The organism is Yoonia sp. I 8.24, assembly GCF_022096995.1.
In the GTDB taxonomy this organism is placed as follows: Bacteria; Pseudomonadota; Alphaproteobacteria; order Rhodobacterales; family Rhodobacteraceae; genus Yoonia.
This window is the reverse complement of sequence record NZ_JACXGQ010000002.1, coordinates 361,466-387,663: the sequence shown is the minus strand read 5'-3', so window position 1 is coordinate 387,663 and position 26,198 is coordinate 361,466. Positions and strand designations below refer to the sequence as shown.

The following is a 26,198-nucleotide window of genomic DNA, read 5'->3' as shown; positions in this document are numbered from 1 at the left end:
CAATACAATGATTTGCCAAATGCCCCCAATCTATGTTTAACCGAAACCAGTTAGATTCCGTGGGGCACGGCGATAGTTTAACATTAAACTATATTTGGAGAATGTGATGACAGACAACGCAAACGACAGCACGCGACAGGCGGCGCTCGACTATCATCAGTTCCCAAAACCCGGCAAGCTTGAGATACGTGCAACTAAACCGCTGGCAAACGGGCGCGACCTGTCCCGTGCCTATTCCCCCGGCGTTGCCGAAGCTTGCCTTGAGATCAAAACCAACCCAGACACCGCACGCGATTACACAACACGTGGCAACCTTGTTGGCGTCGTGACCAACGGGACAGCCGTTCTGGGCCTTGGTAACATCGGCGGATTGGCGTCGAAACCTGTCATGGAAGGCAAGGCGGTTCTGTTCAAAAAGTTCGCCAATATCGACTGTTTTGATATCGAACTGAATGAGCCCGACCCTGAAAAGCTCGCGGATATCGTCTGCGCGCTTGAACCAACATTTGGCGCCGTTAACCTTGAGGATATCAAAGCGCCTGATTGCTTTATCGTTGAAAAGATCTGCCGCGAGCGGATGAATATCCCCGTCTTTCACGACGACCAACACGGCACCGCCATTGTGGTAGGGGCCGCAGCAACAAATGCGCTACGCGTCGCGGGTAAGAAATTTGAAGACATCAAAATCGTCAGCACTGGCGGTGGTGCAGCGGGCATTGCTTGCTTGAATATGCTGCTGAAACTCGGCGTGAAACGCGAAAATGTCTGGCTGTGTGATATCGAAGGTCTTGTCTACAACGGCCGCGAAAAAGACATGACCCCGCAAAAAGCTGAATACGCCCAAGGCACCAGCCCTGCCACATTGGACGATGTGATCGCAGGCGCGGATATGTTCCTTGGCCTGTCTGGCCCCGGCGTTCTAAAGCCCGAAATGGTCGCTAAAATGACCGATGCGCCGGTTATCTTTGCGCTCGCCAACCCCACCCCAGAAATCAGCCCCGCTGACGCGCGGGCCGTCAAACCAGATGCAATCATCGCCACCGGGCGCAGCGATTTCCCGAACCAAGTCAATAACGTACTGTGTTTCCCGTTTATCTTTCGTGGCGCGCTTGATGTGGGCGCCACCGATATCAATGACCAGATGAAAATTGCTTGCATCGAAGGAATCGCAGCACTTGCACGCGAAACAACCAGCGCCGAAGCCGCTGCCGCGTATCACGGTGAAAAGCTCACCTTTGGGGCAGACTACCTGATCCCGAAACCGTTTGACCCGCGCCTGATGGGGGTCGTCGCCAGCTCTGTCGCAAAGGCGGCAATGCAAACCGGCATCGCCACCCGCCCCATTGCTGACATGGAGGCTTACAAGGCCAATTTGGACGGCTCGGTCTTTAAGTCGGCAATGATCATGCGCCCCGTGTTCGAGGCTGCGCGTAGCACCACCCGTAGCATTGTCTTTGCCGAAGGAGAGGATGAACGCGTGCTGCGGGCGTCCCAAGCGATCATGGAAGAAACCACGGATACGCCGATCTTGATCGGCCGTCCTGATGTGATCGCGCAACGCTGCGAACGCGCGGGGCTAAAAATCCGTCCCGGCGTCGATTTCAGCATTGTTAACCCCGAAAACGATCCGCGTTACCGCGACTATTGGGAAACCTATCACAAGCTGATGGCGCGCAAAGGGGTCACCCCTGATCTGGCCAAGGCAATCATGCGCACCAATACCACAGCCATTGGCGCGGTCATGGTGCAACGCGGCGAGGCCGACAGCCTGATTTGCGGCACCTTTGGTCAATTCTTGTGGCACTTGAACTATGTCACGCAGATTTTGGGCGATCAGGTGCTACACCCGGTCGGCGCGCTGTCATTGATGATTTTGGAAGATGGGCCGCTTTTTGTTGCCGACACGCAAGTCCACGCAGAGCCAACCCCTGCCCAAATCGCCGAAACTGTCATTGGCGCCGCCCGCCATGTACGTCGCTTTGGACTAGAGCCCAAAATCGCGCTCTGTTCGCATAGTCAATTTGGCAATCTCGATTGTGACACAGGCCGCCGGATGCGCGCAGCGATGGAAATCCTAGACAGCGCGCCGCGCGATTTTGCTTACGAAGGGGAAATGCATATCGATGCCGCGCTTGATGTGAATTTGCGCAACCGCGTTTTCCCCGATGCCCACCTGCCGGGCGCCGCCAATGTTCTGATTTTCGCCAATACGGACGCGGCTTCGGGTGTGCGTAACATTTTGAAAATGAAGGGCGGCGGGCTCGAAGTTGGGCCAATCCTAATGGGGATGGGCAATCGCTGTCATATTGTCACACCCTCGATCACACCGCGCGGTTTGCTGAATATGTCGGCGCTCGCGGGAACACCTGTGGCACATTATGGTTGAAAAAACAAATACTTAAGGGACATGAACCGCAAAGTAAATTATTTTACGGATCAGTCATCGCAGGCGCAACGCGCGCTTGCCCGCAGCCGGCCCAAGGCGTAACACTTTCTCTCAGGTTGTTTTGGGAGGAACACAATGGGTTACGCGGACGTATATGCGGCTTGGAAAGCCGATCCAGAAGCATTCTGGATGGAGCAGGCCAAGGCCATCGATTGGGACACGCCGCCGTCACGCGCGCTGAACGATGATAACGCACCGCTGTATGAATGGTTTTCTGATGCAAAGGTGAACACCTGCTATAACGCGGTAGACCGCCATGTCGAAAATGGCCGCGGCGAGCAAACCGCGATCATCTATGACAGCCCGATCACCCATACCAAGCGCGAAATCTCTTATATTGAGCTACGCAACCGGGTGGCCAGCCTTGCAGGTGCGCTGCGTGCCAAGGGCGTTAAAAAGGGTGACCGCGTCATCATCTACATGCCGATGATACCCGAAGCGCTTGAGGCGATGCTTGCTTGCGCGCGCCTTGGAGCGATCCATTCTGTGGTTTTTGGCGGCTTTGCCGCAAACGAACTTGCCGTGCGCATTGATGACGCGAAACCCAAAGCGATCATCGCAGCCTCCTGCGGCATGGAGCCGGGCCGCGTTGTGCACTACAAACCACTTGTTGATGGCGCGATTGAACTGGCCGAGCATAAGCCTGATTTTTGTGTGGTTTTCCAGCGCGAACAAGAAGTTGCCGAATTGATCCCTGGCCGTGACTATAACTGGCACGGCTTCCAATACGGCGTGGCACCCGCCGAATGTGTCCCTGTCGAAGGCAACCACCCTGCCTATATCCTTTATACGTCCGGCACGACCGGCGCGCCCAAGGGCGTCGTGCGCCACACGGCCGGGCATCTGGTTGCGCTGAACTGGACCATGAAAAACATCTATAACGTCGACCCCGGCGATGTGTTCTGGGCCGCGTCAGATGTGGGCTGGGTCGTGGGCCACAGCTACATTTGTTACGCCCCGCTGATCCACGGCAACACAACGATCGTTTTCGAAGGCAAGCCCATCGGCACCCCCGATGCGGGCACATTCTGGCGCGTCATCGAAGAACATAATGTAAAATCATTCTTTACCGCCCCCACCGCGTTCCGTGCAGTCAAACGCGAAGACCCGAAGGGTGAATACGTCAAGAAATACGATCTCAGCTGTCTTGATCAGGTGTTCTTGGCCGGAGAGCGCGCCGATCCTGACACTATCGTCTGGGCGCAGAATCAACTGCAAAAGCCGATCATAGACCATTGGTGGCAGACAGAACTGGGCTATCCCGGCGTCTGTAACCCTGTGGGCATCGAATTACTACCTGTCAAACTGGGCTCCCCGTCGGTGCCGCTGCCCGGTTACGACATGAAAATCCTCGACGATGAAGGCAATGAACTCCCCCCCGGTGAGCTGGGCGCGATTGTCACGCCCCTGCCCCTGCCGCCTGGCACATTCCCGACCCTGTGGAACGCCGAAGACCGCTTTCAGTCGAGCTACCTTGAAACCTTCCCCGGCTACTACGAGACCGGCGACGCAGGCATGATCGACGAAGACGGGTATCTGTATATCATGGCGCGCACCGATGACGTGATCAACGTCGCGGGCCACCGCCTGTCAACCGGCGCTATGGAAGAAGTATTGGCAAACCATCCCGATGTCGGTGAATGCGCCGTCATCGGCGTGACAGATCAGCTCAAAGGGCAATTGCCGCTTGGGTTTATCTGCCTCAACAACGGCTGTGACCGCCCACACGACGAGGTGATCAAAGAGGTCGTCGCCTCTGTGCGCAACACCATCGGCCCCGTCGCCGCATTTAAACTGGTGACTGTCGTTGACCGGCTTCCCAAAACCCGGTCCGGCAAAATCTTGCGCGCAACAATGGTCAAAATCGCCGACAACGCGGAATTCAAAATGCCCGCAACCATCGACGACCCGGCGATCTTGGATGAAATCCGCGCGGCGCTCAAACCAATGGGCTACGCTGGGGGCTAGGCCAACGACAAATTAACGATCCGGCCATCGCGCGACGACGCTTCGATGGCCGTGACCAGATGATGGGATGCCAATGCTTGGCGCCCCGTCACCATAGGGGCTGTGCCTGCGCGCACTGCATCGACAAAGTCCCGGATAATCGCTTGATGCCAGTCGTGTTTGGCCACTGCTGGTCCATTGTCAGATGCCCCCCCCGCGACGACGACCTCATGGTCGTTGCGGTCCCCGCGCCAGAACACATCCAAGCTCCCCGTGCCGATGCGCAATGTCGCGCGCGCGTAGTGCAAAGTGATCGTTTCAACGCCATGGGGATAGCTGGCCGTGCTCGCGATCAATGATCCAACCGCCCCATTTGCAAATCGCAGCCCAGCGACAGCCATATCTTCGGCTTCCATATTATGCAGGGCGGTTGTCGCCACCATACCCTGAACGCTTGACACAGCGCCCGTGAAGCTAAGCGCCAGATCGATCGTATGGATCGCTTGGGTAAGCAGCACCCCGCCCCCATCGCGCGCATATGTACCGCGCCCTAGCTCATCATAATAGGATTGATCACGCCAAAGCGGGACTGCAATTTCGACATGGGCCAGCTTGCCCAGATCGCCACTCGCCAGCAGTTTCATTGCCGCAATTGTGGGTGCACGCGCGCGGTGCTGGAACAAGATACCCAGCGAGACACCTGCATTTTCGCAAATCTCAACGACCTCCTGTGCCTCTGCACTGTTTCGGGCGACTGGCTTTTCAAGCAAGATGTGTTTACCCGCGCTTGCCAACGCCGTAATCAAATCAATCCGGACCGAGGGCGGGGTCGCGACAATAGCAATATGAATATCAGGATTTTCCGTGATCGCCGTTAGATCAGAGGTAAACAATGGCGCGGTGCCTGCGTAAGTCTCAGCAAGATACGCCGCATTCTCTGGATGACGCGACAAGACCGCATCCAAGCGCAACAGGTCACGCAGGCCCGATAGGGCCGCAACATGTGTCGGTGCAATCATCCCCGCACCGATCAGAGCAACGCCAAGGCGCGCAGGTAGTTCAGGTTTTGTCATGCTTCCCCCAACTCCTAGTATACCAGAGCAGAGCGGGCCGTGAGACGCAAGCAACAAAAAAGCCCGCCGCAGTTTCCTGCGACGGGCTAGATTTTGCAACGCTTAAAGCGGGTGACTTATTCGTCGCCGCCTTTAAGGGCCGCACCAAGGATATCACCCAAGGATGCGCCAGAGTCAGACGAACCGAACTGTTCAACTGCTTCTTTTTCTTCAGCGATTTCACGTGCTTTGATCGACAGACCCAGTTTACGTGTCTTGCTGTCGATGTTGGTGACGCGGACGTCGACCTTATCACCAACGCCGAAACGCTCTGGACGCTGCTCTGCACGGTCACGTGACAGGTCTGAACGACGGATAAAGGATTTTGCACCTTCATAGTCGACTTCGATGCCGCCATCTTCGATCTTGGTCACTTCAACAGTGATGATCGAACCGCGCTTCACGCCGCCAACAGCTTCTGCGAACGGATCACCGTCCAACGCTTTGATGGACAGAGAGATACGCTCTTTTTCAACGTCAACTTCAGCAACTTTGGCTTTGACAACGTCACCTTTGCGGAAATCGCCGATGACGTCTTCGCCGCGGCCTTCCCATGTCAGGTCAGACAGGTGAACCATGCCGTCGATGTCGCCTTCGAGGCCAATGAACAGACCGAATTCGGTGATGTTTTTGACTTCGCCTTCGACTTCAGTGCCTTCTGGGTGTGTCTCAGCAAAGACTTCCCATGGATTGCGCTGTGTTTGTTTCAGGCCAAGTGAAACGCGACGCTTGGCTGAATCGATTTCCAGAACCATGACTTCGACTTCTTGCGAGGTCGACACGATTTTGCCTGGGTGTACGTTTTTCTTTGTCCAAGACATTTCTGAAACGTGTACAAGACCTTCAACACCGGCTTCCAGCTCAACGAATGCGCCGTAATCAGTGATGTTAGTCACGCGACCCTGGTGTACAGAACCAAGGCTGAATTTCGCTTCGACAGCATCCCACGGATCTTCTTGCAGCTGCTTCATGCCAAGGCTGATACGGTGGGTTTCTTTGTTGATCTTGATGACCTGCACCTTGATCGTCTCACCAATTGTCAGGATCTCGGATGGGTGGTTAACCCGGCGCCATGCCATGTCAGTCACGTGCAACAGACCGTCAACACCGCCCAAATCAACAAACGCACCGTATTCGGTGATGTTCTTGACGACGCCGTCAACTTCTTGGCCTTCAGTCAGGTTGCCGATAACTTCGGCGCGCTGTTCGGCACGTGATTCTTCAAGGATCGCACGACGCGATACAACGATGTTCCCGCGACGGCGGTCCATCTTCAGGATCTGGAACGGCTGCTTAAGACCCATCAATGGGCCGGCGTCACGCACAGGGCGTACGTCAACTTGTGAACCTGGCAAGAACGCAACCGCGCCGCCAAGATCAACAGTGAAACCACCTTTGACGCGGCCAAAGATAGCCCCATCAACGCGCAGTTCATCAGCGTATGCTTTTTCCAGACGATCCCAAGCTTCCTCACGGCGCGCCATCTCACGAGAGATAACAGCTTCGCCACGGGCGTTCTCAACTTGGCGCAAGAACACTTCTACAGTGTCGCCAACAGCCAGTTCAGCGTCTTCACCTGGGTTTGCAAATTCTTTCAGATCAACGCGGCCTTCCATTTTGTAGCCGACGTCGATGATCGCTTGGCCAGCCTCGATAGAGATGACTTTGCCTTTGACAACAGACCCTTCGGCCGGTGTGTCCATTTCGAAGCTTTCGTTCAAGAGTGCTTCAAACTCTTCCATTGTATTAGCCATGTGGCGTCGTTTTCCTAACGTTTTGGTTTTATACGGGCCGTGCGGTTGTCTCCGCCGGTCTTTGGATTTCGGTTGGTCTGGGCACCTTCGCGAACATAAAACAACAGGGCCGGTTCAACACCGACCCCGCTCAAGTCTCACGCCCGCACCTGTTTCGATGCTTAGACAGGGCGGCGTATAGGCGTGTTTTGGTATGTTTGCAAGGAGTTTTGACCGGGCATCCCCACCATAGCACACCGCGCGCGCACAGAACGGCGGGTGCTGCATTTTGCATTCGCAAAGGGATGTGGGGTAACGCGCACGTACGCAGTAAAGAGCCCAAAGTACCCGTTACATTTGCACCCCAATTGCCAAAACTACGATTTGGCAGCGCCCGAACCGCCCCCACGGGGCGGGCGCTTCTCGCCCACCCCTCGGCTCGGACGCGGTATTTTAGTCAACGGGCGGCAATGTCAGCACAGCGCCGCTATTTGGTCTCCAACCTTGAGAGCCCTGCCCAAGGCAATTAGTCCTTTTTACGGCCCAAACGGTTCTTGATGAATACAAACGGGACTAACAACAAGAACCACGCCTTTTTCAGGATCAACAGCAACGTCACCAACAGACCACCTGCGGCTTTGCTATATTTAAGCCCCGCAATCCCCGCCAGTACACCAACAGCACCAACCGCAGCAACCTTGTCACCCGATGCAAACGAAGCATAGGCTTCATTAGCCGTCGGGACATATTGGTCAAGCACGCGAATAATCATCGCTTCGACTTCTTCCGGCATCATTGTGGCGGCTTCCGGAATGATCAGAAATTCGATATGGCCGCGTCGGTCAAACACAGTCGCATTGATATTGACGTTTTTTGATCCGCCCCAGATCGCACCGGTCGCATAATACATAAACCCGCGCTCTTTGTTCAATGTCGGCTGAACGACCCAACCGTCAAAGGTGATGTTCACACCAAGCGCGGCACCCTGCTGGACAAAGCTCTGGCGTAGCCCTTCTTCGATCTGGGCAACGACTTCGGCCTTTTCATCCGATTCCCAGTCATCAAATGCGACGTACCCGTCAGAATTCGGCTTGAAGACAACCGTCGCATAGACATCATCGAACTGAAAGAAAACGAACCCATCGACGTGAGCGCAGCTGGTCCAGCCCCAATCTTGCATGACATACTGACAGGCGTCACCCGACACCAGAGTCACGGATTGGTCGGATGCCGGCGTGACATTTCCGCGTGATACGCTCAGGGGTTCTGTAAAAGGGAGCGGATTAATCTCCTGTGCGGGCAAAATCGCAGGGGCGCCAGAAAAAATAAAGATGGACGCCGCCATGAACACAATCTGTTCACGCAAAAAATATGCTAGCTGTTTCAAAGCGCAACCCCGATTAGTAAAATGCTAATTATTCTCCATCCCTGGATGCACTCCCCTTGTCCGGCTCGCAAGGGAAATCAAGTGATGTTTCCTATCTATATCGGGATAGGGGCATCACAGACACAGGTGCTAAACCGGACAAATGGCGCATAATTGCGCCATTCACCGTGTTCAATTGGCATTACATATTGTCGAGCGGCACCAGTGTCGCGGCGGCGTCAACGTACATGCCGACGACCGTGTTCATATTGGCCATCGTGACATTCAATTGCTGGAATTTCACTGTGTTATCATCAAGGTCCAGCGAATTGCCCGCCAAAACCTCTGTCACATAAGGTTTTGCGCCGTTCCAATCATCCTGCACCCCACCCAGACCTGTTGAGATCGTATCATTTGGTGGCGGGAGCACCCCTACGACAGGCAATCCGTATTGCAATGCATCCAGCGAGTTTTCAAAAATCCGCATCGTTGTTTCAAGGTCTGCGACAGTCACGGTCGTTTCGAAATCACCCTCTAGAATACAAGATTCTTTGGACATTTTTTGCGTCAGCATGCGCTGCCGCCCCGAAATGTCGACCAAAACCAAAGCTGCAAATGTTGTCGCATTCGGGTTGGAATATTGTTGCACGAGCCGTTCAACCAACAATTGGGCCGCACGCAACACGGGCAAGTTTTCATTCAGCACATAATTGCGCTCCGCCTCGGTCGCTGTGCCGTTCGCGACTGCTTCGGCAGCCGTTCTCAGCGGCTCCCACAAGGTGCGCAGCTCCGCGATAAGTGTCAGTGTCTGACCATTCGTTTCAGGTAGTTGAATGTTCAGATCGGCGTCCCCGAATTCAAGCCCGGTCAGGATTTTTTCAAACTCTTCCGTTGCCGCCACCAGCAAGGCCGCCGATCCCTCTACATCAATACCGCGCGAAAAGTGGCATGCCGCCGATGGAACCCGCTGTGACAACATCCGCAATTTTCCGGAAAAATTGATTCGTTGCTCCGCATTTTCCTCGATGACTGGGGCGCTCTGGCTGAGCGCGATGCTGGGCACGATAGTTGCCGGATATGCAGCTGTAAGTAGAAACGCAAATTTCAGGCACTTAGGAATCATAATCAACTTTCTGTCTTTATTTTTAGGGAATGACTGCGCGGTCGGTGCGCCATATGACATTCGGTTCGTTCGGTTTTACATCGGAGTCTCACGCATTCGCGGGAATCCTCAAAACAGCTTATAGTTATGAATATGTTTGATTTATGTCAAATTCCAGAAAACGCAAAAGCTCACAAACTTGACCGTTATTTATGCGCCAAATCGACCGAATGACCGCTTATTGTGCGCTAAAAAATCTTTACTACCCATCAGCATAAAACACAATCCAAGGAAGAGCATGTGTTTAAAGTAAGTGCCGCACACGCGCGGTTCTATGAGGCCGATTTGCGAGCCCCGAACCATACACCCGTGCAAATTAACAAATACCCAATGCCGACCGCACAGCTTCAATTGCCGCAGCGATGGCCTGCTCAATCGTCATATCTGACGTGTCAATTTCTACCGCATCATCTGCTGCGACCAGCGGTGCTTCCGCACGGTTACGATCACGTGCATCACGGATTTTGACATCTGCCAGTACCTGGTCAAGGGTGATTTCCATACCCTTACCCACCAGTTCGTTGAAGCGTCGCTCGGCCCGGCATTCTGCTGAGGCCGTCACAAAGAGCTTCACAGGCGCATCTGGGCAAATCACTGTGCCGATATCGCGCCCATCCAAAACAGCCCCGCCATCACGAGCCGCAAAGTTGCGCTGAAACGCGACAAGCGCGCTGCGCACCTCAGCGATCACAGCGATTTCGCTTGCGGCCTGTGCGGCGGCTGGGGTGCGCAGGCCGTCGTCTTCCAGATCACGCGGATCAAGCATCTGCGCCGCCGCAACTGGATCAGCGCCAGCACGCACCTTAGCCCCCACGGCACGGTACAAAAGCCCGGTATCAAGATGTGCAAAGCCGAAATGCGCAGCGACGGCCTTGCTAATCGTGCCTTTGCCTGCGGCGGCAGGCCCGTCTATAGCGACGGTAATGATCATGCGTTTGCGCGCACGACTTGCGCGCCAAGCCCCGCCATCAGCGGCTCAAAAATCGGGAATGATGTCGCAATAGGCGATCCATCATCGACGGACATCGGCTTTTGCGTCGCCATCCCCATCACCATAAAGGCCATTGCAATCCGGTGATCCAACACGCTGGCCACCGTCACCCCACCGGGTACATTGCCGTGCCCTAGCCCGGTAACTTTCCACCAATCGGGGCCTTCATCGACGGTGACGCCAGCGGCGCGCAGACCTTTGGCCATCGCGTCGATCCGGTCGCTTTCTTTGACGCGCAATTCCTTGACACCCTGCATATCAGTGACGCCTTGCGCAAAGGACGCAACCACCGAAAGCACGGGATATTCGTCGATCATGCTCGCGGCACGGGCGGGCGGCACTGCGATCCCTTTGAGATCAGGGGAATATTTCGCGCGCAAATCGGCAACCGGTTCGCCGCCTTCTTCGCGCATGTTTTCATAAGTCAGGTCCGCGCCCATCTCGATCAGCGTCGTGAACAGCCCGGCGCGGGTCGGGTTCAACCCAATATTGGGGACCAGTACGTCAGAACCGGGCGTAATGATCGCAGCACAGACCGGGAAAGCCGCCGACGACGGGTCGCGCGGCACAACAATGGTTTGCCCCCGCAATTCAGGCTGCCCATCCAAGGTAATCACACGGCCTTCTGCGGTGTCTTCAACCGTCAATGTCGCGCCAAACCCTTGCAACATGCGTTCCGTGTGGTCGCGCGTCGCTTCTTTTTCGATGACAACGGTTTGACCCGGCGCATTCAGCCCTGCGAGCAGAACAGCCGATTTCACCTGCGCAGAGGGGACAGGCACAGTGTAACGCACTGGCACCGGATCAACGGCCCCAACAAGCGTCATTGGCAGGCGTCCGCCTTCGCGACCAACGGTTTGTGTCCCAAACAGTGCAAGCGGGTCAGTCACACGCCCCATCGGACGCCCGTTCAACGACGCATCGCCGGTGAATGTCACGGTGATCGGGGATGTCGCCATTGCGCCCATGATCAAGCGCACGCCGGTGCCTGAATTGCCGCAATCAATCACATTCTCGGGCTCTGCAAAACCGCCAACGCCAACGCCCTGAACTGACCATTCACCGCCGCCGTGATCTGTCACTGTCGCCCCAAAAGCACGCATCGCCTTGGCTGTGTCCAGCACATCCTCGCCTTCCAGCAGTCCCGTCACCCGTGTTTCACCGACGGACAACGCCCCCAAAATCAACGAGCGGTGCGAAATGGACTTATCGCCGGGCACATTGGCCTCACCCTTTAACGGGCCGCAAGGGCGGGATGTCATGGGAATGGGGGTACCGTGGCCGGACATAGTGTATTCCTTTATTCTTCAAGGGGCGGTTTACCGCAGGGCCGCAACAGGGTCTATGTCAGATCCGCCGGAAAGTCAGGTAATGGGGGGTACGCCCTTCGCGCAGGGCTTTTTGCTCGTAGCGGGTCGAAATCCAATCGCCCCAGGGATCGCGCCAATCTGCGGGCCCTTTGGCCAGCCATTCGAACCCTTGCGGCGGGACCTCTTCAAGCGTTTGGCGCACATAGTCTTTGATATCCGTCGCAACGCGCAATTCTGCACCCGGTTTCATCACGCGGTGCAGCGGGGCCAAATGTTCTGGCGTCACAAAGCGACGGCGGTGATGTCGTTTCTTTGGCCAAGGGTCTGGATAGTTCAGGAAAACTTTGCTCAGGCTATTGTCAGGCAAGACGTCAAACAGATCCCGCACATCGCCCGGATGGACGCGCAGATTGTCGACATCCGCCTTACGAATTTTGCCCAACAGCATCGCCACGCCGTTGATAAACGGCTCGCAGCCAATCAACCCGATATCGGGGTAAGTTTGTGCCATATGAACCAGATGTTCACCGCCGCCAAAGCCGATCTCAAGCCAGATATCTTTCCCCGGAAACACCGCATTCAGATCAAGCGGATCGCGGTCCGGGTTTTCTTCCCAGCTGATCGCGCCGGGCGACAGCGGGATCAGATCGTTTTCAAGATAGTCTTGCTGGCTACTACGGATCGTCTTGCCCCGAAAACGGCCATAGAAATTGCGCCACGGGGCGCCCGAAGGGTGTCTGTCGTTTTCCATGGCGCTGCCATAGCAAGCCGCCGCGCGCTGCGCAATTGGTTCAGTCGCGCAATACGCCTGCCTCTTCAAGTTGGCGGCGGGTCGGATACCACATGTTTGACCGCTCGCGCTTTGTTTCGATCGCAAACACTGGGTCAACACCGCGTGCGACCAGATAAGAGAGCTGGTTATGCATCTCGGTCTGTACATCGCGGTAAAGCCATTGCCCAAAATCAAATGGATTGTCCCAGTTTTCATCGAGATGCCAATATTTATAATATTCACGCAACCCATCCGCGTTCCACGCGTTTTGATGAAATCCGATCGCACTGCCGCGGTCCATTTCGCGGCTTTCGCCAGCCAGAAACAGGGTCACACAAGCGCTGCTACATTCGCCCGAGACGCGCGTATCCAAACGATAATCCATCGCGATCCGCGCCATTTGTTCGCCCGCCCAAACAGAGCCGCCCGTACTGGTCAGCCGCAGCAGCTTTGTGTTTGGGTGCTCAGCCAAGATATCAGAGAACCCCTCGACGTCAGTGCTGTCCATTTCGGCATACTGGTCTGGCGGCACGTTGTTTGTATTGTAAACAAGCGTCGTGCCATCGACAAAGAACTTACCAATCGGCGCATCATCACTCACCGGTAGTTTTTGGGCCATGACGGGGCCAGAAGCCCCCAGGCATATGACAACAAAAACGCGAAACAATTTCATAGCACTCTCCCAAGACTTGCTTGATTTGAACTGTATTCGCGCAGAATCCTCAACCCCTTAGGTTAGAAAAAACGACAGAACGGCCCCGCGAGGGTATCTTGTTTCGAAACGGCGGTATGCGGGGCTTTCCTGCCGTTCACGGCGGCTGCACCAATGTCCGCTTTATGGAGTTTCCGCACTACTATTGGTAGAGAAACGAAGTACGACCAAAAGGGCGTTTGAATCTTCGTCGTGTCGCGGTGCCACTAGAAAAAGCAAGCCAATTGGGATCAGTTCAGTAAGATGAATGGTCAACGACTATTGGCAATTATCTTCTATAAAGTTGTTCAGAAAATCTATCTCGGCTTGATAGGCTTTTGCCTCTTCCTGCCCTTCATCGGCGATAGAATGACTACCTACAATCCCCCGAGCAAAGCATGCTCTACGGTGTACAGCTTCGTGTACTACAGTCACTTCGTGTTCGAGGCCCGGGTAACAGGAAGCCCTATGCGCATCGGTATATGTTATCACACACGTCTCAGTATCGGTTTCTGCTGCAGTGAGTGTGCCAGTGTCTAAACCAGCAGACTCGCTATCGACCACCTTTTCACCGTTGGGAAAGTGCGATTCAACAGCGGTTTTCACGGCCTCTTCATGGGTCATATCTTGGCCGATCATCAAGGCGATAACATCGTCGTAAACAATCGCGTCCCAATGCTCTTCAGCGACACCATCCGGACGGTCATAATATTCGGGGTTTGCATAAGCGCTTCGGAATTTTTCAGCCGCAGCCGTTTGTTCGGCTATCCAATCTGCAAGATTGTCCTTGCAGGTGCATTCATACTTGGTGCGTTCCGCGAGTGGTTCTATAGATTGCAAAAAGACTTGAAACTCTACTGTACCCCCATTGGGAAGAGCGGGGACAACCAGATTGTTCATTCCGGTGGCCTGATGGGAGTTACCAATAATCCATTCCCAGTTCATCGTCCCATAGTTCGCTACGGCGGCTGATCCAGTGTAGATTGCACCATCTTCGCTTGTCCAATCTGCTGGTGACATCTCTGCCGATATCAGGCCAATGTTTGGGGCGTGAAATTCGAAAGTGAAGTTCGAGTTATTGCATCCATTGATTTTGACTTCTCCAAAGCCCCTTTCGTTTGATGGCGGCGTTGGTATCCTCAGTTGACCATGTGTTGGGTGAAAACATCGACAAGGCCTCCCGACACTTGGTCTATGGTCCAAGTGCCGTCAATCACGGGGGCGGGGCACTGTCGTTGTTGCTGGGCCGATACGGGCAGAGCCAATATTGCGGCGATGCAGAATGTAAGTGAGCTATATTTTAAAATTTTCATTGTTTCCCTATGCACTATCTATTCAAAAAATTTAGTAACGATTACAGCTTCGTCTCGCCAAAATTGGCACGAAGTCAAAATACACTGTCACGACAATGATGGACGTATTTTGTTTTAAGGCTAGAGCTTTAAGCGATCTCTGTCACAGGCTTTGTTGTCCAAATCGGGTGAAGAGCGATCCTCCGCTTGTCCCGACTTAATTAAGGTACGATTGCGCTTCAAGTATTAGCCCGGACCTTGGTGCATGGATGATACTTGAAGCGCAATCATACCTTATATTTTTGGATCAGCGGGTATAAAGTGCCGCTGATCGCGCCCTTGCAAGCATATGATCAGCAGCACTTCCTTTTCGCGACGGCACTTTTTTGTCTAGCGCCGCGTAGGTTTAGACAGCGCGTTTTAGCGCCTCGACCAAATCGGTGCGTTCCCAGCTAAACCCACCGTCCGCGTCTGGCGCCCGGCCAAAGTGACCGTAAGCCGCTGTGCGTTCAAAGATCGGTTTGTTCAAGCTCAGGTGTTGCCGGATCCCGCGCGGTGTCAAGTCCATGACCTGCGCGATGGCGCGCTCGATCTCCGCAGGAGCCACCTCGCCTGTGCCATGGGTATCAGCATAGATCGACAGCGGCTTGGCGACACCAATCGCATAAGAGAGTTGGATCGTGCAGCGATCCGCCATGCCCGAAGCGACCACGTTTTTCGCCAAATAACGCGCGGCATAAGCGGCAGAGCGGTCAACCTTTGTCGGGTCTTTACCTGAAAATGCGCCACCACCATGTGGGGCGGCACCACCGTAAGTATCCACGATGATTTTGCGCCCGGTTAGTCCGGCATCCCCATCAGGGCCACCGATGACAAATTTACCTGTTGGGTTCACCCACCATTCGGTTTTCGGCGTGATGAAACCAGCGGGCAGTACCTCGCGGATGTAGGGCTCTACGATTGCGCGGATATCGTCGCTTGATTGATCTTCGTCGCGGTGCTGCGTGGACAGCACGATTGATGTGACCTCAACCGGTTTGCCGTCTTCGTAGCGCACGGAAACTTGGCTTTTGGCGTCCGGGCGCAACGTTGGCTGTTCGCCAGATTTACGCACCTCGGCCAAACGGCGCAGCATCGCATGGGCGTATTGGATCGGCGCAGGCATCAATGCATCGGTTTCGGTTGTCGCGTAGCCAAACATGATACCCTGATCACCAGCACCTTCGTCTTTGTCGACGGCGGCATCAACACCCTGGGCGATATGCGCGGATTGTTCATGCAAGAGGTTGGTGATCTTGCAGGTGGCGTGGTGAAATTTGTCCTGCTCATAGCCGATGTCTTTGATGCAGGCGCGCGCGATATCTTCGACGCGGCCCATATAATCTTTCAGCTTTGACTGATCTGTCAGCCCAACTTCGCCGCCAATCACGACACGGTTTGTCGTTGCAAATGTTTCGCAAGCAACCCGCGCCTCAGGTTCTTCCGCCAAAAACGCGTCTAGAATTGCATCAGAAATGCGGTCGCACACCTTATCCGGGTGCCCCTCGGAAACGGATTCCGAAGTGAAGGTGTAGTTTTTTCGTGCCATGAGAAGTGCTCCATTGAATATATCCGCCACGTCAGGAAGCCGTTGTGGCAGTACTAGCGTCGGGTCTATGCCCCGCCTCAGGTGAGGTCAATCGCTATCGCGCCTTTGCGTCAGATAACAACCCAACGTTAACAACATGAGTATGCCAAACAACAGCCAGTCGCTGAAACGACTGTAAAGGGTTGCTGCCCCCGTTGTTGGCAGCGCGACATCAAGCGCACCGTCGCTGTTCAACGGCAGTGACGCGATGATCCGCCCAAAAGGATCAATCATCGCGCTCACACCGGTATTGGCGACCCGCACCATCGGTAGCCCTTGTTCAATGGCGCGTAACCGCGCCTGCGCAAGGTGCTGATAGGGACCAGCGGCCTCCCCGAACCATGCATCATTTGTGATCAAAAGCAGCAAACGCGGACGCGCGCCACCATCGCCGATTTCTTCGGCAAAAATGCCTTCGTAGCAGATCAGCGGAATCGCGTCGCCGATCCCCGGCAGGTTGATACGCGGCGGCGCGGTTCCCGCGGCAAACCCCGCCCCGTCGCTTGCCGCCAGCCCACGAATGCCAAATTGTCCAAGCAAATCACCACCGGGGATGTATTCCCCAAATGGCACAAGATGGCGTTTGTCATAGGTACTGCGCAGCGTCCCACCCTGCCCCATCACAACAAGGCTGTTGTGGTAATGCAGGTTTTCGCTCCGTCGCTGAATACCAAAGACCAAGGGCGCACCGCGCGCGGCCTCAGCCATCAGCACGAGATCCCCATGTACATAATTCAGCAGGTACGGCACCGCCGTTTCCGGCCAGACAATCAGATCGGGGCGCGCGCCCTGCCCGGTCATCGTGATCATGCGGTTTAAAAACACGTCACGATACGCAGGGTCCCATTTCTGGTCCTGCGGCGCATTTGGCTGGACCAGCCGCACTATGGGCGCATTTGCATCGGCAGGTTCGAACGGCGAAGGCACGGCCCAAGCGCCCAATCCAATCAAACCCAATAGCATCCCCCCACCAGCGATCCGCACTTGCCCAAACAGCGCGTAAACGGCCCATGCCGCGCCAATCGTGAACAGGGTTAATAGATGCGGGCCACCAATAGCAGCCAATTGCGCAAGTGGTGTCGGCACCCAAATGTGGCCCAACAACGCCCAAGGAAATCCGGTAAGCACATGCGCGCGTGCCAGCTCCGCCCAGACAAGCGCAAGTGCGATGCCGCCAACCGCGCGCGGCGCAACGCGTGCCCCAATATAGGCAAAACCGCCCCAAAATAGTGCCGCCCCTGCGGCCATGGATGTGATCGCAAATGGGGCCATCCAGCCATGGTTGGCGGCATCGACCAAAAACGGCTCAATTATCCAGCGCAAGGACACGGCAAAATAGCCGACCCCAAACGCCCAGACTTGAAACGCGGCGCTGCGCGAGTTTTGGTCCAGCACCAAAAACAGCGCGGCCAAGGCCAAGATCGTCAGAAACCACAGATCCTGTGGGGCTTGACCAAGCCCGGCGACTGCACCGCCCAGCGCCAACATGCAAAATCTTGCCCAGCGCGGTAGGCGCGCAAAGCCCAGGCGCACGCTAGGCGTCCTGGGCGTTCGGCAGGCGCACACGCAAGCGTTTGATCCGGCGTGGGTCCGCATCGACGACTTCGAATTCAGGGCCGTCAGGATGCACGATCACTTCGCCACGCGCGGGCAAATGCCCTGATAACATCGTCACAAGACCACCAAGCGTGTCAATTTCTTCTTCATCGATCTCTTCGTGGGCTGTCAGTTTCATGCCAATCTCGGCCTCGAAATCTTCGAGCTCTGTGCGGGCCTGCGCCATATAGACACCCGGTTTTTCCATGAGCCAGCTTTTGGCTTCGTGGATATCGTGTTCATCTTCGATGTCGCCGACGACCTGTTCGATCAGATCTTCGATTGTGACCAGCCCATCCGTGCCACCGTATTCGTCAATCACAAGCGCCATATGAATGCGTTCAGCCTGCATTTTTTGCAGCAGAACACCCAATGGCATTGACGGCGGGACAAACAGCAGCGGCCGCGCGGTTTCGCGCAGATCCAATTCAGGGGTCTCCCCGTTGAAGCCGTGACGCAGCGCAAAGTCCTTAAGGTTCACGATGCCGACAGGCGTGTCCAATGTCCCGTCATAAAGCGGCAATCGCGTCAGCCCGCTGTCACGAAACACTTTGACCAAATCATCTTTGGAAATGCCCAATGGAACGGCGACAATGTCGGTTTTGGGAACGGCAACATCTTCGACCCGCTTGCGCCGCAGGTTCAACATTCCCAACACAGATTGTGGTGTATAGCTGACCTCGTTTGGCGCATCATCGTGCACCTCGGGCATCGCCTGTGGCTGAAAAACATAGCGCAGCCGGGTCCAAAACCCTGGAGCCGTCACGTTTTGATCCATTTGCGCGCTTTGCGCTGCGATAGATGGACCGTCGTTGGAGTCGCCCATTTCGTCCTTACCTATGCGGGCAAAATCGCCCTAATCTTCCCTATATGGGTCACAAACACCCAGTTTGCCAAGTATCTCGACCTCTAATCGTTCCATCAAGGTGGCGTCTTTGTCACGTTCGTGATCATAGCCGAGCAAATGCAACGTCCCATGCACAAGTAAATGAAGGGTATGATCCTGCATCGACTTGCCCGCCTCTTGCGCCTCGCGGGTGCAGGTTTCAAAGGCAATCGCGATATCGCCCAGCTCTGTATCCATCGGTAAATCGGGTGCGTCGGGCGTGTCGCCGTCCACTTCTGCGCCGCGCTCATCAGAGGGCCAGCTGAGTACATTGGTCGCCGTTTCTTTATCGCGAAAGTCAGCGTTCAGAACGGCAATCCGTGCGTCGTCACACGCCAGCAGGCTGATCTCAAACGCATCAGGATTATAACCCAAATGCACCAAAGCGGCGTCACTAGCGCGCGTCGCGAGAGCATCGATCCCATCCCAACGCGTGTCTTCGATAATACAGTCTATTGTCACGACGCCTCGTCGGCCTCGTAAGCTTCAATGATTGCAGCAACCAGCGGGTGGCGCACGACGTCTTTAGAGGTGAAATAGTTAAAGCTGACCTTCGGAATATGTGTCAGCAGTCGTTCAGCATCTCGCAGTCCAGAGCTAACCCCACGCGGCAAATCGATCTGTGTGCGGTCGCCGGTGATCACCATGCGTGAACCTTCGCCAAGGCGGGTCAGGAACATCTTCATCTGCATGGTCGTGGCGTTCTGGGCTTCGTCAAGCACAACAAAGGCGTTCGACAATGTCCGTCCACGCATAAAGGCCAAAGGTGCGATTTCGATCACCTTTTCCTCCATCATTTTTGCGGCCTGTTTGCCCGGTAAAAAGTCATTCAGCGCATCATAAAGCGGCTGCATATAAGGATCGACTTTGTCTTTCATATCACCCGGCAGATACCCAAGTTTTTCACCTGCTTCGACGGCAGGTCGCGATAGAATGATCTTATCAACATGCCCAGAAATCAGCATATTCACACCGACAGCCACAGCCAGATAGGTTTTGCCTGTCCCGGCGGGGCCGATGCCAAAGGCCAGCTCTTTGTCGAACAGTGATTTGACATAAGCCTTTTGCGCATCGGTGCGCGGTTCAATCAGTTTCTTGCGCGTCTTAATCTCAACCCGCGCATTTTCACCTTTGAACATTTCCGTTTGCTCAGTTGGCCCTGCGGGACCACGGATCGTTTCCGGACCCATGCGCAATTCGCGGTCAATATCACCGGGATCCAAACTGCGCCCAGCCTCAAGCCGCCCATAAAGCGATTTGAGCACCTCTTGTGCGGTCTCGCGCGCGGCACTACCGCCCAACACATCAAGCTGGTTACCGCGGCGCAGGATCTGCACACCCAAACTGTTTTCTATGGTCGTCAAATTGCGGTCAAATTCGCCGCAAAGGTCAATCAATAAAAAGTTGTCAGGAAATTCTAGCGTAACTTCGGTGACAATATCGTCGGCGAGGGTCGGTGCTCCAGTGGCCAAATGGCTCTCCTTTGAATCGGTATAAATCCAGCTTGGCAAGGGAATGCTGTGGGTGCAAGAACAGATCAAAGGTTGTCACGTGAATGACATCAAAAAGGTGGGCCTAAGCGAATATTTGCACATATTTGGTAAATTCGCCGCAGTTTAAGATCCGTCAGGATCGCCGAGTTAAAGCAGCTCACCTTTGAGCGAATTCGCCGCGTCATCAACGATCTTGACCTTACGCACGGTGCCGATCACATCAAGCGGGGCCTCGGCGAAGACGGCGTGTAGGTATTCGGATTTACCGATCATTTGTCCGGCTTCACGGCCTGACTTTTCGAACAAGACGTTGACTTCACGGCCAATCATGGAGGCTTGTGTCGCCTGTTGTTGTTCGCGCAGCAAACCTTGCAAACGCTGCAAACGTTCATTCATCACGTCTTCAGGGAGCTGTGGTTTTTCGGCGGCCGGGGTGCCGGGGCGGGTGGAATATTTGAATGAATAGGCCTGCCCGTAATGTACATCGCGCACCAGCTGCATCGTATCTTCGAAATCTTCATCCGTCTCACCGGGGAAACCGACGATGAAATCACCTGACAACAGCAAATCCGGACGGGCAGCGCGAATCCGTTCGATCAGACGCAAATAGCTTTCGGCAGTGTGTTTGCGGTTCATTGCCTTCAGGATACGGTCAGAGCCAGATTGCACGGGTAAATGCAGGTAAGGCATCAGCTTTTCACACGTGCCATGCGCATCAATCAGCGCATCATCCATGTCGTTGGGGTGGCTTGTGGTAAAACGAATACGTTCCAGACCATCAACCTTATCAAGGTCCCAAATCAAACCGGCCAAACCACCTGCGTGCCCATGATAGGCATTCACGTTTTGACCCAGCAGCGTGATTTCGCGCACGCCCGATGCGACTAATTCTTGTGCTTCGCGGATAATCCGGTCAGAGGCGCGCGATACTTCGGCGCCGCGTGTATAGGGAACCACGCAAAAGGCGCAGAACTTGTCGCAGCCTTCCTGCACCGTCAAAAACGCCGTCGGGCCGCGCTTGGCTTTGCTACGCGCCTTGAGCGTGTCGAATTTATCATCGTCGGGGAAATCGGTATCAAGCGCCTTGGCCCCGGTCTGCACCGCATCATCCATCGCTGGCAGACGGTGATAGCTTTGCGGACCGACGACCAAATCCACCATTGGCGCGCGGCGCATGATTTCTTCGCCCTCGGCCTGCGCAACGCAGCCTGCGATCCCGATTTTCAGATTGGGGTTTTCAGCCTTCAGCGGCTTCATACGCCCCAATTCAGAATAGACCTTTTCCGCCGCTTTTTCGCGGATGTGGCAGGTATTAAGCAGAATCATATCTGCGTCTTCGGGGGTCTTGGTTTCTACATAACCTTTGCCGCCCAGCGCTTCGGCCATGCGTTCGCTGTCATAGACGTTCATCTGGCAGCCGTAGGTCTTGATAAATAGCTTCTTGGGCGCGGACATGTGCAGGCCTTGGATAGGGGTGGTTTAGACGCGTCATAGCGGCTTGGCCGATTGCTTGCAATGCGGGGCGATTTGGCACAGTTTACCCCGACCCTATCCGGACAGGCGATTGATGCACTACCCCGACCTCCCTTCCCTGATTTCAGACGCAAAAACGACGTTGGCGCGCGGGCCAATTGCCTTGATCCTCGTTGAAGATGACATTGAGATCGCGGGTACAATCACCCATCACCTTAAGCTCGGGTTTCGACAATTGGTGCTCTTTTGTCCGCTCGACGTTCAAATACCCGATGATCTGGCCGCGAATGTCCACCGGGTCGATTTTGATGTCACCGCCGAGGGCGCGCTTGCGAAGATAAACAACGCAATCATCAAAGCCGCACCGGAACAGTGGATATATTACTGCTATAACGCCGAATACCTGATGTTTCCCTTCTGCGAAACCCGCAGTATTGGCGAATTACTGACCTTCATGACAGAAGAGCGCCGCGACAGCGTGATGTCCTACACCATCGATCTTTACGCGCGCGACCTGACGCAAACGCCCACTGCGGTCGCCCCGCAAGCCGCCTATTTTGACCGCAGCGGGTATTTTGCCTTGGCCCGCCAAGACGACGAAGGGAATGCGCAAGAGCGCCAAATGAACATCCACGGCGGTCTGCGGTGGCGGTTCGAAGAGCATATTGCCAAAGCGCGACAGCGACTTGATCGGGGCTCGCTGTACCGCACGGTGCCAGGGTTGCAAATGGCCGCGGACGGGTCTTTTTCAGAGCCAGAGCACAACACGGTCTCTTGCCCTTGGCACAATAACCTGACGGTCGCGACTGCCTCTTTTCGAACGGCAAAGGCGCTTCGCCGCAATCCCGGCAGCAGGCACGTGATTGATACATTTCACGGAGCACAATCCGAAAGCTTTAGCTGGTCATCACAACAGCTTTTGGATTTAGGCTTGATTGAACCGGGGCAATGGTTCTAGCCCCGCGTGGATCAAGATCCACCCTACGTTTGCAAATCGACGCATAGGGCCAATCAGATGGCTTATCGACTAGCCCAGCGGTTACAGGGGCAGTGATGATAAGATGATCATGCAAGTCGTAATCCGTCTGATCTCGGATCACATGCTCCCAAAATCGGCGCTGCCAGATACCTTTCTCACCGGGGCATAATTTGGACTGCGGCTGTTTGGCGGGGGCCGGGCAATGGCGCGAAAAGGTCGATTTTATCAATCGCCAACGTTTGGAATAGTCGGCGTCGTCGGGCGGTAACGTCCAAATCATATGCAGCTTGTTTGGCAAGATTACTGCCGCATTGATCTCAAACGGCCAGCGCTGCATGCAAAGACTGGTTACGCTTCGCAAAAGATCGATCCGATCGACCAATAGCGTGGAACCTGCGTCACGCAACTGGACAGAAAAGAAATAGGTGCCACCGGGCACATAGCGTCTGCGATAACTTGACATCGCCCGACATTGGCACGGTATTGGTTAAGTTTAGGTGAAATCCGTAGGGTGGATCTTGATCCACCACCGCCTAAGCGCCGGTTGTCGGTCGCTGCACCTTTTGACGCGCCAATTTTACCAATGCGATATCGGCTTTCCCCTTGACGAGCCATGACAGGCCAAACGCCCAAATCCCAATCGCTTCGAACCAGAACACCAGATTATAGCTAACCACGGCTGCCTTTGGCGCGCCACTGCCAAGTATTTTTACCGCAGAGGCAACAGCGATCCCAACCAACGAGGCCACGATAACCCAGCCGCAAAATAGGTAAATCCGCTTGCGTGCCGGTTTTGCTGTGCGCGTAAATTTATTCAGGCAGAACACTGCCAAACAGCTAAAAAATACCAGCGCGGACGTATAGTGAAACATCGGGCTGATGCTAATGCCGACCATCTGTTGGGTCATTGTCGCGATCTCGGCGGTAGGGCTTTCATTCGGAAACAGCGCCACACCAAAAGCCGAGACCCCAGCGACCGTACCCAGCCAATCATCGTCGATCATATCGCCTGACCGCCGCCCATAGCCGCGGTAGCAGATCAGAAAGACTCCAATGGCGCAGAGCGTTCCCACAAAAATATCTCGGTAAGTCGTGTGATAAAAATCGCTGATCGAGGGTTCAAGGTGCCGCACATCAAATAGCCCGCCCATGATTAGCACCAGCGGCAAACCCATGCCCAGCAGCCCCAGCGCCGTGCGCACCCGGTGATAAGATTGCACCATGTCTCTGTGTTGTTCATGCGGCATACCAATAACTTTCATCTAAAAAATTATAGTATCTATGCGAGAGCTTGATCAAACACGCAAGCGTGACGAAAGCTGCCCCTATTTGCGGCGTAGCCGGATCACAACATCCACGGATGCGATTTCAGCACCGTCTGGCGCATGCGGCACCCGCGCGATTTCCAGCTGCTCAGCCGGTGCATCGGTCAAATGCCCTGTGTCTTCCCAATAAAAATGTGGGTGGTCGGTCATATTGGTATCGAAATAGCTTTTAGCACCGTCAACCGTGATTTCGCGCATCAATCCAACATCACAAAACGCGCGCAGCGTGTTGTAAACCGTCGCCAATGATACTTTTTCGCCTGCAGTAGAAGCCGCATCAAACAGGCTTTCAGCAGTCACGTGGCGGTCCTGCCCATCGCCAACCAATAGGTTGGCAAGCGTCATCCGTTGCCGCGTTGGGCGCAATCCCGCCCCCGAAAGCCAGTCTGTGCTGCGCTGAATAGTGATATCTGTCATGGCTGCCTGCTTCTTGCTGCCCCCTATATAGGACTGAAATATCATGTTTCACAATGGAAATTCGACATTCAGTGGTCTGACTTGCCCTTACAAAGCTCCAAGTGATAAAGGTTGCCTAACGAAGCAGACAACAATGAGACCAGACAAATGGCCGATTACCCCACGAGTTTTGACAAAGACGACCTGCTGAAATGCGCCCGCGGCGAATTATTTGGCCCCGGAAACGCGCAACTTCCCGCCCCGCCGATGCTGATGATGGACCGTATCACCGAAGTATCCGGCGATGGCGGCGCGCATGGCAAAGGGCATATCGTCGCCGAATTCGACATCACACCTGACCTGTGGTTCTTTGATTGCCACTTCCCCGGCAACCCGATCATGCCCGGCTGCTTGGGGCTTGACGGCCTATGGCAGTTGACCGGATTTAACCTTGGCTGGCGCGGCTGGCAGGGGCGCGGATACGCACTTGGCGTGGGCGAAGTTAAGCTGACCGGCATGGTCCGCCCCGAGCGCAAAATGCTAACCTATAAAATCGACTTTACCAAAGCGATCCAAACCCGCCGCCTGACAATGGGCGTCGCCGACGGTATCGTCGAAGCCGACGGCGAAGTGATCTATCAAGTCAAAGACATGAAAGTCGCACTGTCTGAGAGTTAAAGACTGGGCTTCACGCCGATTTAAACGATCGGCGTGAAGCGCGCTCGGGAATACGCGAAAGCACATTATCCGGGCAATACTGTATTCCATTTCAAATCTATGATTGTCATATTTCGGGGGCGCGTTCCAGAAACGGTCGTTTTTGACAGGGTGTCGGAGGTATGCGGTGCGGACGAAGCGACGCTCCGGCAGAACAGTTTGAACGACCGCTTAAGGGCGACTCAACCTTCAGACCCATTTGTGCTACGACGCCATCATAAATCAAAAATAAATAGGTTCTATTCAATGAAACTCTTGCTTCTTGGTCTCTGCCTAACATTCATTGCCACCCTGACGTCTGCACAAAATTCGGATGATATTTGGATTGCGATTGAGCCATGTAGCGATCAATCATCGACGTTCGAAAACCGTCTGGCTGCATGTAATGCCGCCCTGTTAATTGACGATCCAACCGAACTAGCTCTTCAAGAGAGGGCATCACTTTACATGCAAATGGGGCGCATTGACGAAGCACTGAATGACCTAAATGAAGCGGTGGTACGTACTGAGCAAGCAAAAGGAGGAGAGTTTTGGATGGGAACTCTTTCCGCGCTTTTGAACCGGACGGTTTTCTATCTGGAAACATCTCAAATTGAATTAGCCTTGGGTGATATGGAAAGAATTCTAACTGAGAGTTCGCCGCCAATTATTGCTTCAATACAGAAAGACTTGCAACATTTAGGAACGTTGACCGGTGAAGCTGACGGTACCTTTGACGCGCGGACAATGACGGCGATCGAAATCTGCTTTCGTGACCAAATGTGTTACGAAAACTGGTAGTTTATTCTTAGAAAGTGGACATCCAAATACCACGTAGCATCCGTGGCTCTGGGCTCGAACCGGACCTTAGGCGGATCGCAGCAATGGTGTCAAAAAACCCCGTT

The 26,198-nt window shown here is 54.7% G+C and carries 23 protein-coding genes and 1 riboswitch; of the genes, 5 read left to right on the top strand and 18 right to left on the bottom strand.

Going from position 1 to position 26,198, the window contains the following annotated elements; genetic code table 11:
- Positions 1–106 precede the first annotated feature (106 nt).
- Together Yoon_RS04880 and prpE are read left to right on the top strand one after the other, a co-directional pair.
- Positions 107–2,386: an NADP-dependent malic enzyme gene (locus tag Yoon_RS04880; RefSeq protein WP_238110653.1), complete on the top strand. Its 2,280-nt coding sequence runs from the start codon at positions 107–109 to the stop codon at positions 2,384–2,386.
- A 135-nt stretch (positions 2,387–2,521) separates the two neighbouring features.
- Positions 2,522–4,414 carry a propionate-CoA ligase PrpE gene (gene prpE / locus Yoon_RS04875; protein WP_238110650.1) on the top strand — a complete coding sequence of 631 codons (1,893 nt, stop codon included), beginning with the start codon at positions 2,522–2,524 and terminating at the stop codon, positions 4,412–4,414.
- Here prpE and Yoon_RS04870 read toward each other — a convergent pair.
- The 15 genes from Yoon_RS04870 to miaB all read right to left on the bottom strand — a co-directional run bounded on the left by Yoon_RS04870 (position 4,411) and on the right by miaB (position 21,879).
- Positions 4,411–5,466, bottom strand: a complete 1,056-nt coding sequence (locus Yoon_RS04870) for a Gfo/Idh/MocA family protein (RefSeq protein ID WP_238110647.1) — start codon at positions 5,464–5,466, stop codon at positions 4,411–4,413. The genes prpE and Yoon_RS04870 overlap by 4 nt on opposite strands.
- A gap of 116 nt (positions 5,467–5,582) precedes the next feature.
- Positions 5,583–7,259 carry a 30S ribosomal protein S1 gene (gene rpsA / locus Yoon_RS04865; RefSeq protein WP_255698678.1) on the bottom strand — a complete coding sequence of 559 codons (1,677 nt, stop codon included), beginning with the start codon at positions 7,257–7,259 and terminating at the stop codon, positions 5,583–5,585.
- 505 nt (positions 7,260–7,764) lie between these two features.
- Positions 7,765–8,625: a DUF2167 domain-containing protein gene (locus Yoon_RS04860; protein WP_238110638.1), complete on the bottom strand. Its 861-nt coding sequence runs from the start codon at positions 8,623–8,625 to the stop codon at positions 7,765–7,767.
- 181 nt (positions 8,626–8,806) lie between these two features.
- Positions 8,807–9,727: a type IV pili methyl-accepting chemotaxis transducer N-terminal domain-containing protein gene (locus Yoon_RS04855; RefSeq protein ID WP_238110976.1), complete on the bottom strand. Its 921-nt coding sequence runs from the start codon at positions 9,725–9,727 to the stop codon at positions 8,807–8,809.
- Between the two features lie 355 nt (positions 9,728–10,082).
- The gene (locus tag Yoon_RS04850; RefSeq protein WP_238110636.1) at positions 10,083–10,697 is read right to left on the bottom strand and encodes a d(CMP) kinase; all 615 of its coding nucleotides are present in this window, start codon (positions 10,695–10,697) and stop codon (positions 10,083–10,085) included.
- A complete protein-coding gene (gene aroA / locus Yoon_RS04845; protein WP_238110634.1) occupies positions 10,694–12,046 on the bottom strand; it encodes a 3-phosphoshikimate 1-carboxyvinyltransferase in 1,353 nt (450 codons plus the stop codon). The genes Yoon_RS04850 and aroA overlap by 4 nt, the downstream gene beginning before the upstream one ends.
- A 58-nt stretch (positions 12,047–12,104) precedes the next feature.
- Positions 12,105–12,818, bottom strand: coding sequence for a tRNA (guanosine(46)-N7)-methyltransferase TrmB (gene trmB / locus Yoon_RS04840; protein WP_238110632.1), 714 nt, complete (start codon positions 12,816–12,818; stop codon positions 12,105–12,107).
- A gap of 40 nt (positions 12,819–12,858) precedes the next feature.
- Positions 12,859–13,512: a hypothetical protein gene (locus Yoon_RS04835; protein WP_238110631.1), complete on the bottom strand. Its 654-nt coding sequence runs from the start codon at positions 13,510–13,512 to the stop codon at positions 12,859–12,861.
- 297 nt (positions 13,513–13,809) lie between these two features.
- Positions 13,810–14,550 carry a hypothetical protein gene (locus tag Yoon_RS04830; protein ID WP_238110628.1) on the bottom strand — a complete coding sequence of 247 codons (741 nt, stop codon included), beginning with the start codon at positions 14,548–14,550 and terminating at the stop codon, positions 13,810–13,812.
- Between the two features lie 678 nt (positions 14,551–15,228).
- Positions 15,229–16,410 carry a methionine adenosyltransferase gene (gene metK / locus Yoon_RS04825; protein ID WP_238110626.1) on the bottom strand — a complete coding sequence of 394 codons (1,182 nt, stop codon included), beginning with the start codon at positions 16,408–16,410 and terminating at the stop codon, positions 15,229–15,231.
- Between the two features lie 6 nt (positions 16,411–16,416).
- Positions 16,417–16,464, bottom strand: a riboswitch (SAM-SAH riboswitch).
- Between the two features lie 33 nt (positions 16,465–16,497).
- Positions 16,498–17,937: an apolipoprotein N-acyltransferase gene (gene lnt / locus Yoon_RS04820; protein WP_238110625.1), complete on the bottom strand. Its 1,440-nt coding sequence runs from the start codon at positions 17,935–17,937 to the stop codon at positions 16,498–16,500.
- 46 nt (positions 17,938–17,983) lie between these two features.
- Complete coding sequence (locus tag Yoon_RS04815) at positions 17,984–18,871, bottom strand: hemolysin family protein (protein WP_238110624.1); 888 nt, start codon at positions 18,869–18,871, stop codon at positions 17,984–17,986.
- A gap of 30 nt (positions 18,872–18,901) precedes the next feature.
- A complete protein-coding gene (ybeY, locus tag Yoon_RS04810; RefSeq protein ID WP_238110622.1) occupies positions 18,902–19,393 on the bottom strand; it encodes an rRNA maturation RNase YbeY in 492 nt (163 codons plus the stop codon).
- The gene (locus tag Yoon_RS04805; protein WP_238110620.1) at positions 19,390–20,403 is read right to left on the bottom strand and encodes a PhoH family protein; all 1,014 of its coding nucleotides are present in this window, start codon (positions 20,401–20,403) and stop codon (positions 19,390–19,392) included. The genes ybeY and Yoon_RS04805 overlap by 4 nt, the downstream gene beginning before the upstream one ends.
- A 168-nt stretch (positions 20,404–20,571) precedes the next feature.
- A complete protein-coding gene (gene miaB / locus Yoon_RS04800) occupies positions 20,572–21,879 on the bottom strand; it encodes a tRNA (N6-isopentenyl adenosine(37)-C2)-methylthiotransferase MiaB (protein WP_238110618.1) in 1,308 nt (435 codons plus the stop codon).
- Between the two features lie 112 nt (positions 21,880–21,991).
- Here miaB and Yoon_RS04795 point away from each other — a divergent pair, with 112 nt between their 5' ends.
- Positions 21,992–22,855: a hypothetical protein gene (locus Yoon_RS04795; protein WP_238110616.1), complete on the top strand. Its 864-nt coding sequence runs from the start codon at positions 21,992–21,994 to the stop codon at positions 22,853–22,855.
- Here Yoon_RS04795 and Yoon_RS04790 read toward each other — a convergent pair.
- The 3 genes from Yoon_RS04790 to irrA form a co-directional block, all read right to left on the bottom strand.
- Entirely contained in the window at positions 22,794–23,339 is a 546-nt protein-coding gene (locus Yoon_RS04790; protein WP_238110614.1) for a transposase, read from the bottom strand. The two genes, Yoon_RS04795 and Yoon_RS04790, sit on opposite strands and share 62 nt — an antisense overlap.
- Positions 23,340–23,409: 70 nt before the next feature.
- Positions 23,410–24,123: a hypothetical protein gene (locus tag Yoon_RS04785; RefSeq protein ID WP_238110612.1), complete on the bottom strand. Its 714-nt coding sequence runs from the start codon at positions 24,121–24,123 to the stop codon at positions 23,410–23,412.
- 78 nt (positions 24,124–24,201) lie between these two features.
- Positions 24,202–24,618, bottom strand: coding sequence for an iron response transcriptional regulator IrrA (gene irrA, locus Yoon_RS04780; protein ID WP_238110611.1), 417 nt, complete (start codon positions 24,616–24,618; stop codon positions 24,202–24,204).
- Between the two features lie 147 nt (positions 24,619–24,765).
- On the opposite strand from irrA, the gene fabA reads away from it, so the two are divergent.
- Both fabA and Yoon_RS04770 read left to right on the top strand, forming a co-directional pair.
- Positions 24,766–25,275, top strand: coding sequence for a bifunctional 3-hydroxydecanoyl-ACP dehydratase/trans-2-decenoyl-ACP isomerase (fabA, locus tag Yoon_RS04775; protein WP_238110610.1), 510 nt, complete (start codon positions 24,766–24,768; stop codon positions 25,273–25,275).
- A gap of 285 nt (positions 25,276–25,560) precedes the next feature.
- Complete coding sequence (locus Yoon_RS04770) at positions 25,561–26,094, top strand: peptidoglycan-binding domain-containing protein (protein WP_238110609.1); 534 nt, start codon at positions 25,561–25,563, stop codon at positions 26,092–26,094.
- Positions 26,095–26,198 lie beyond the last annotated feature (104 nt).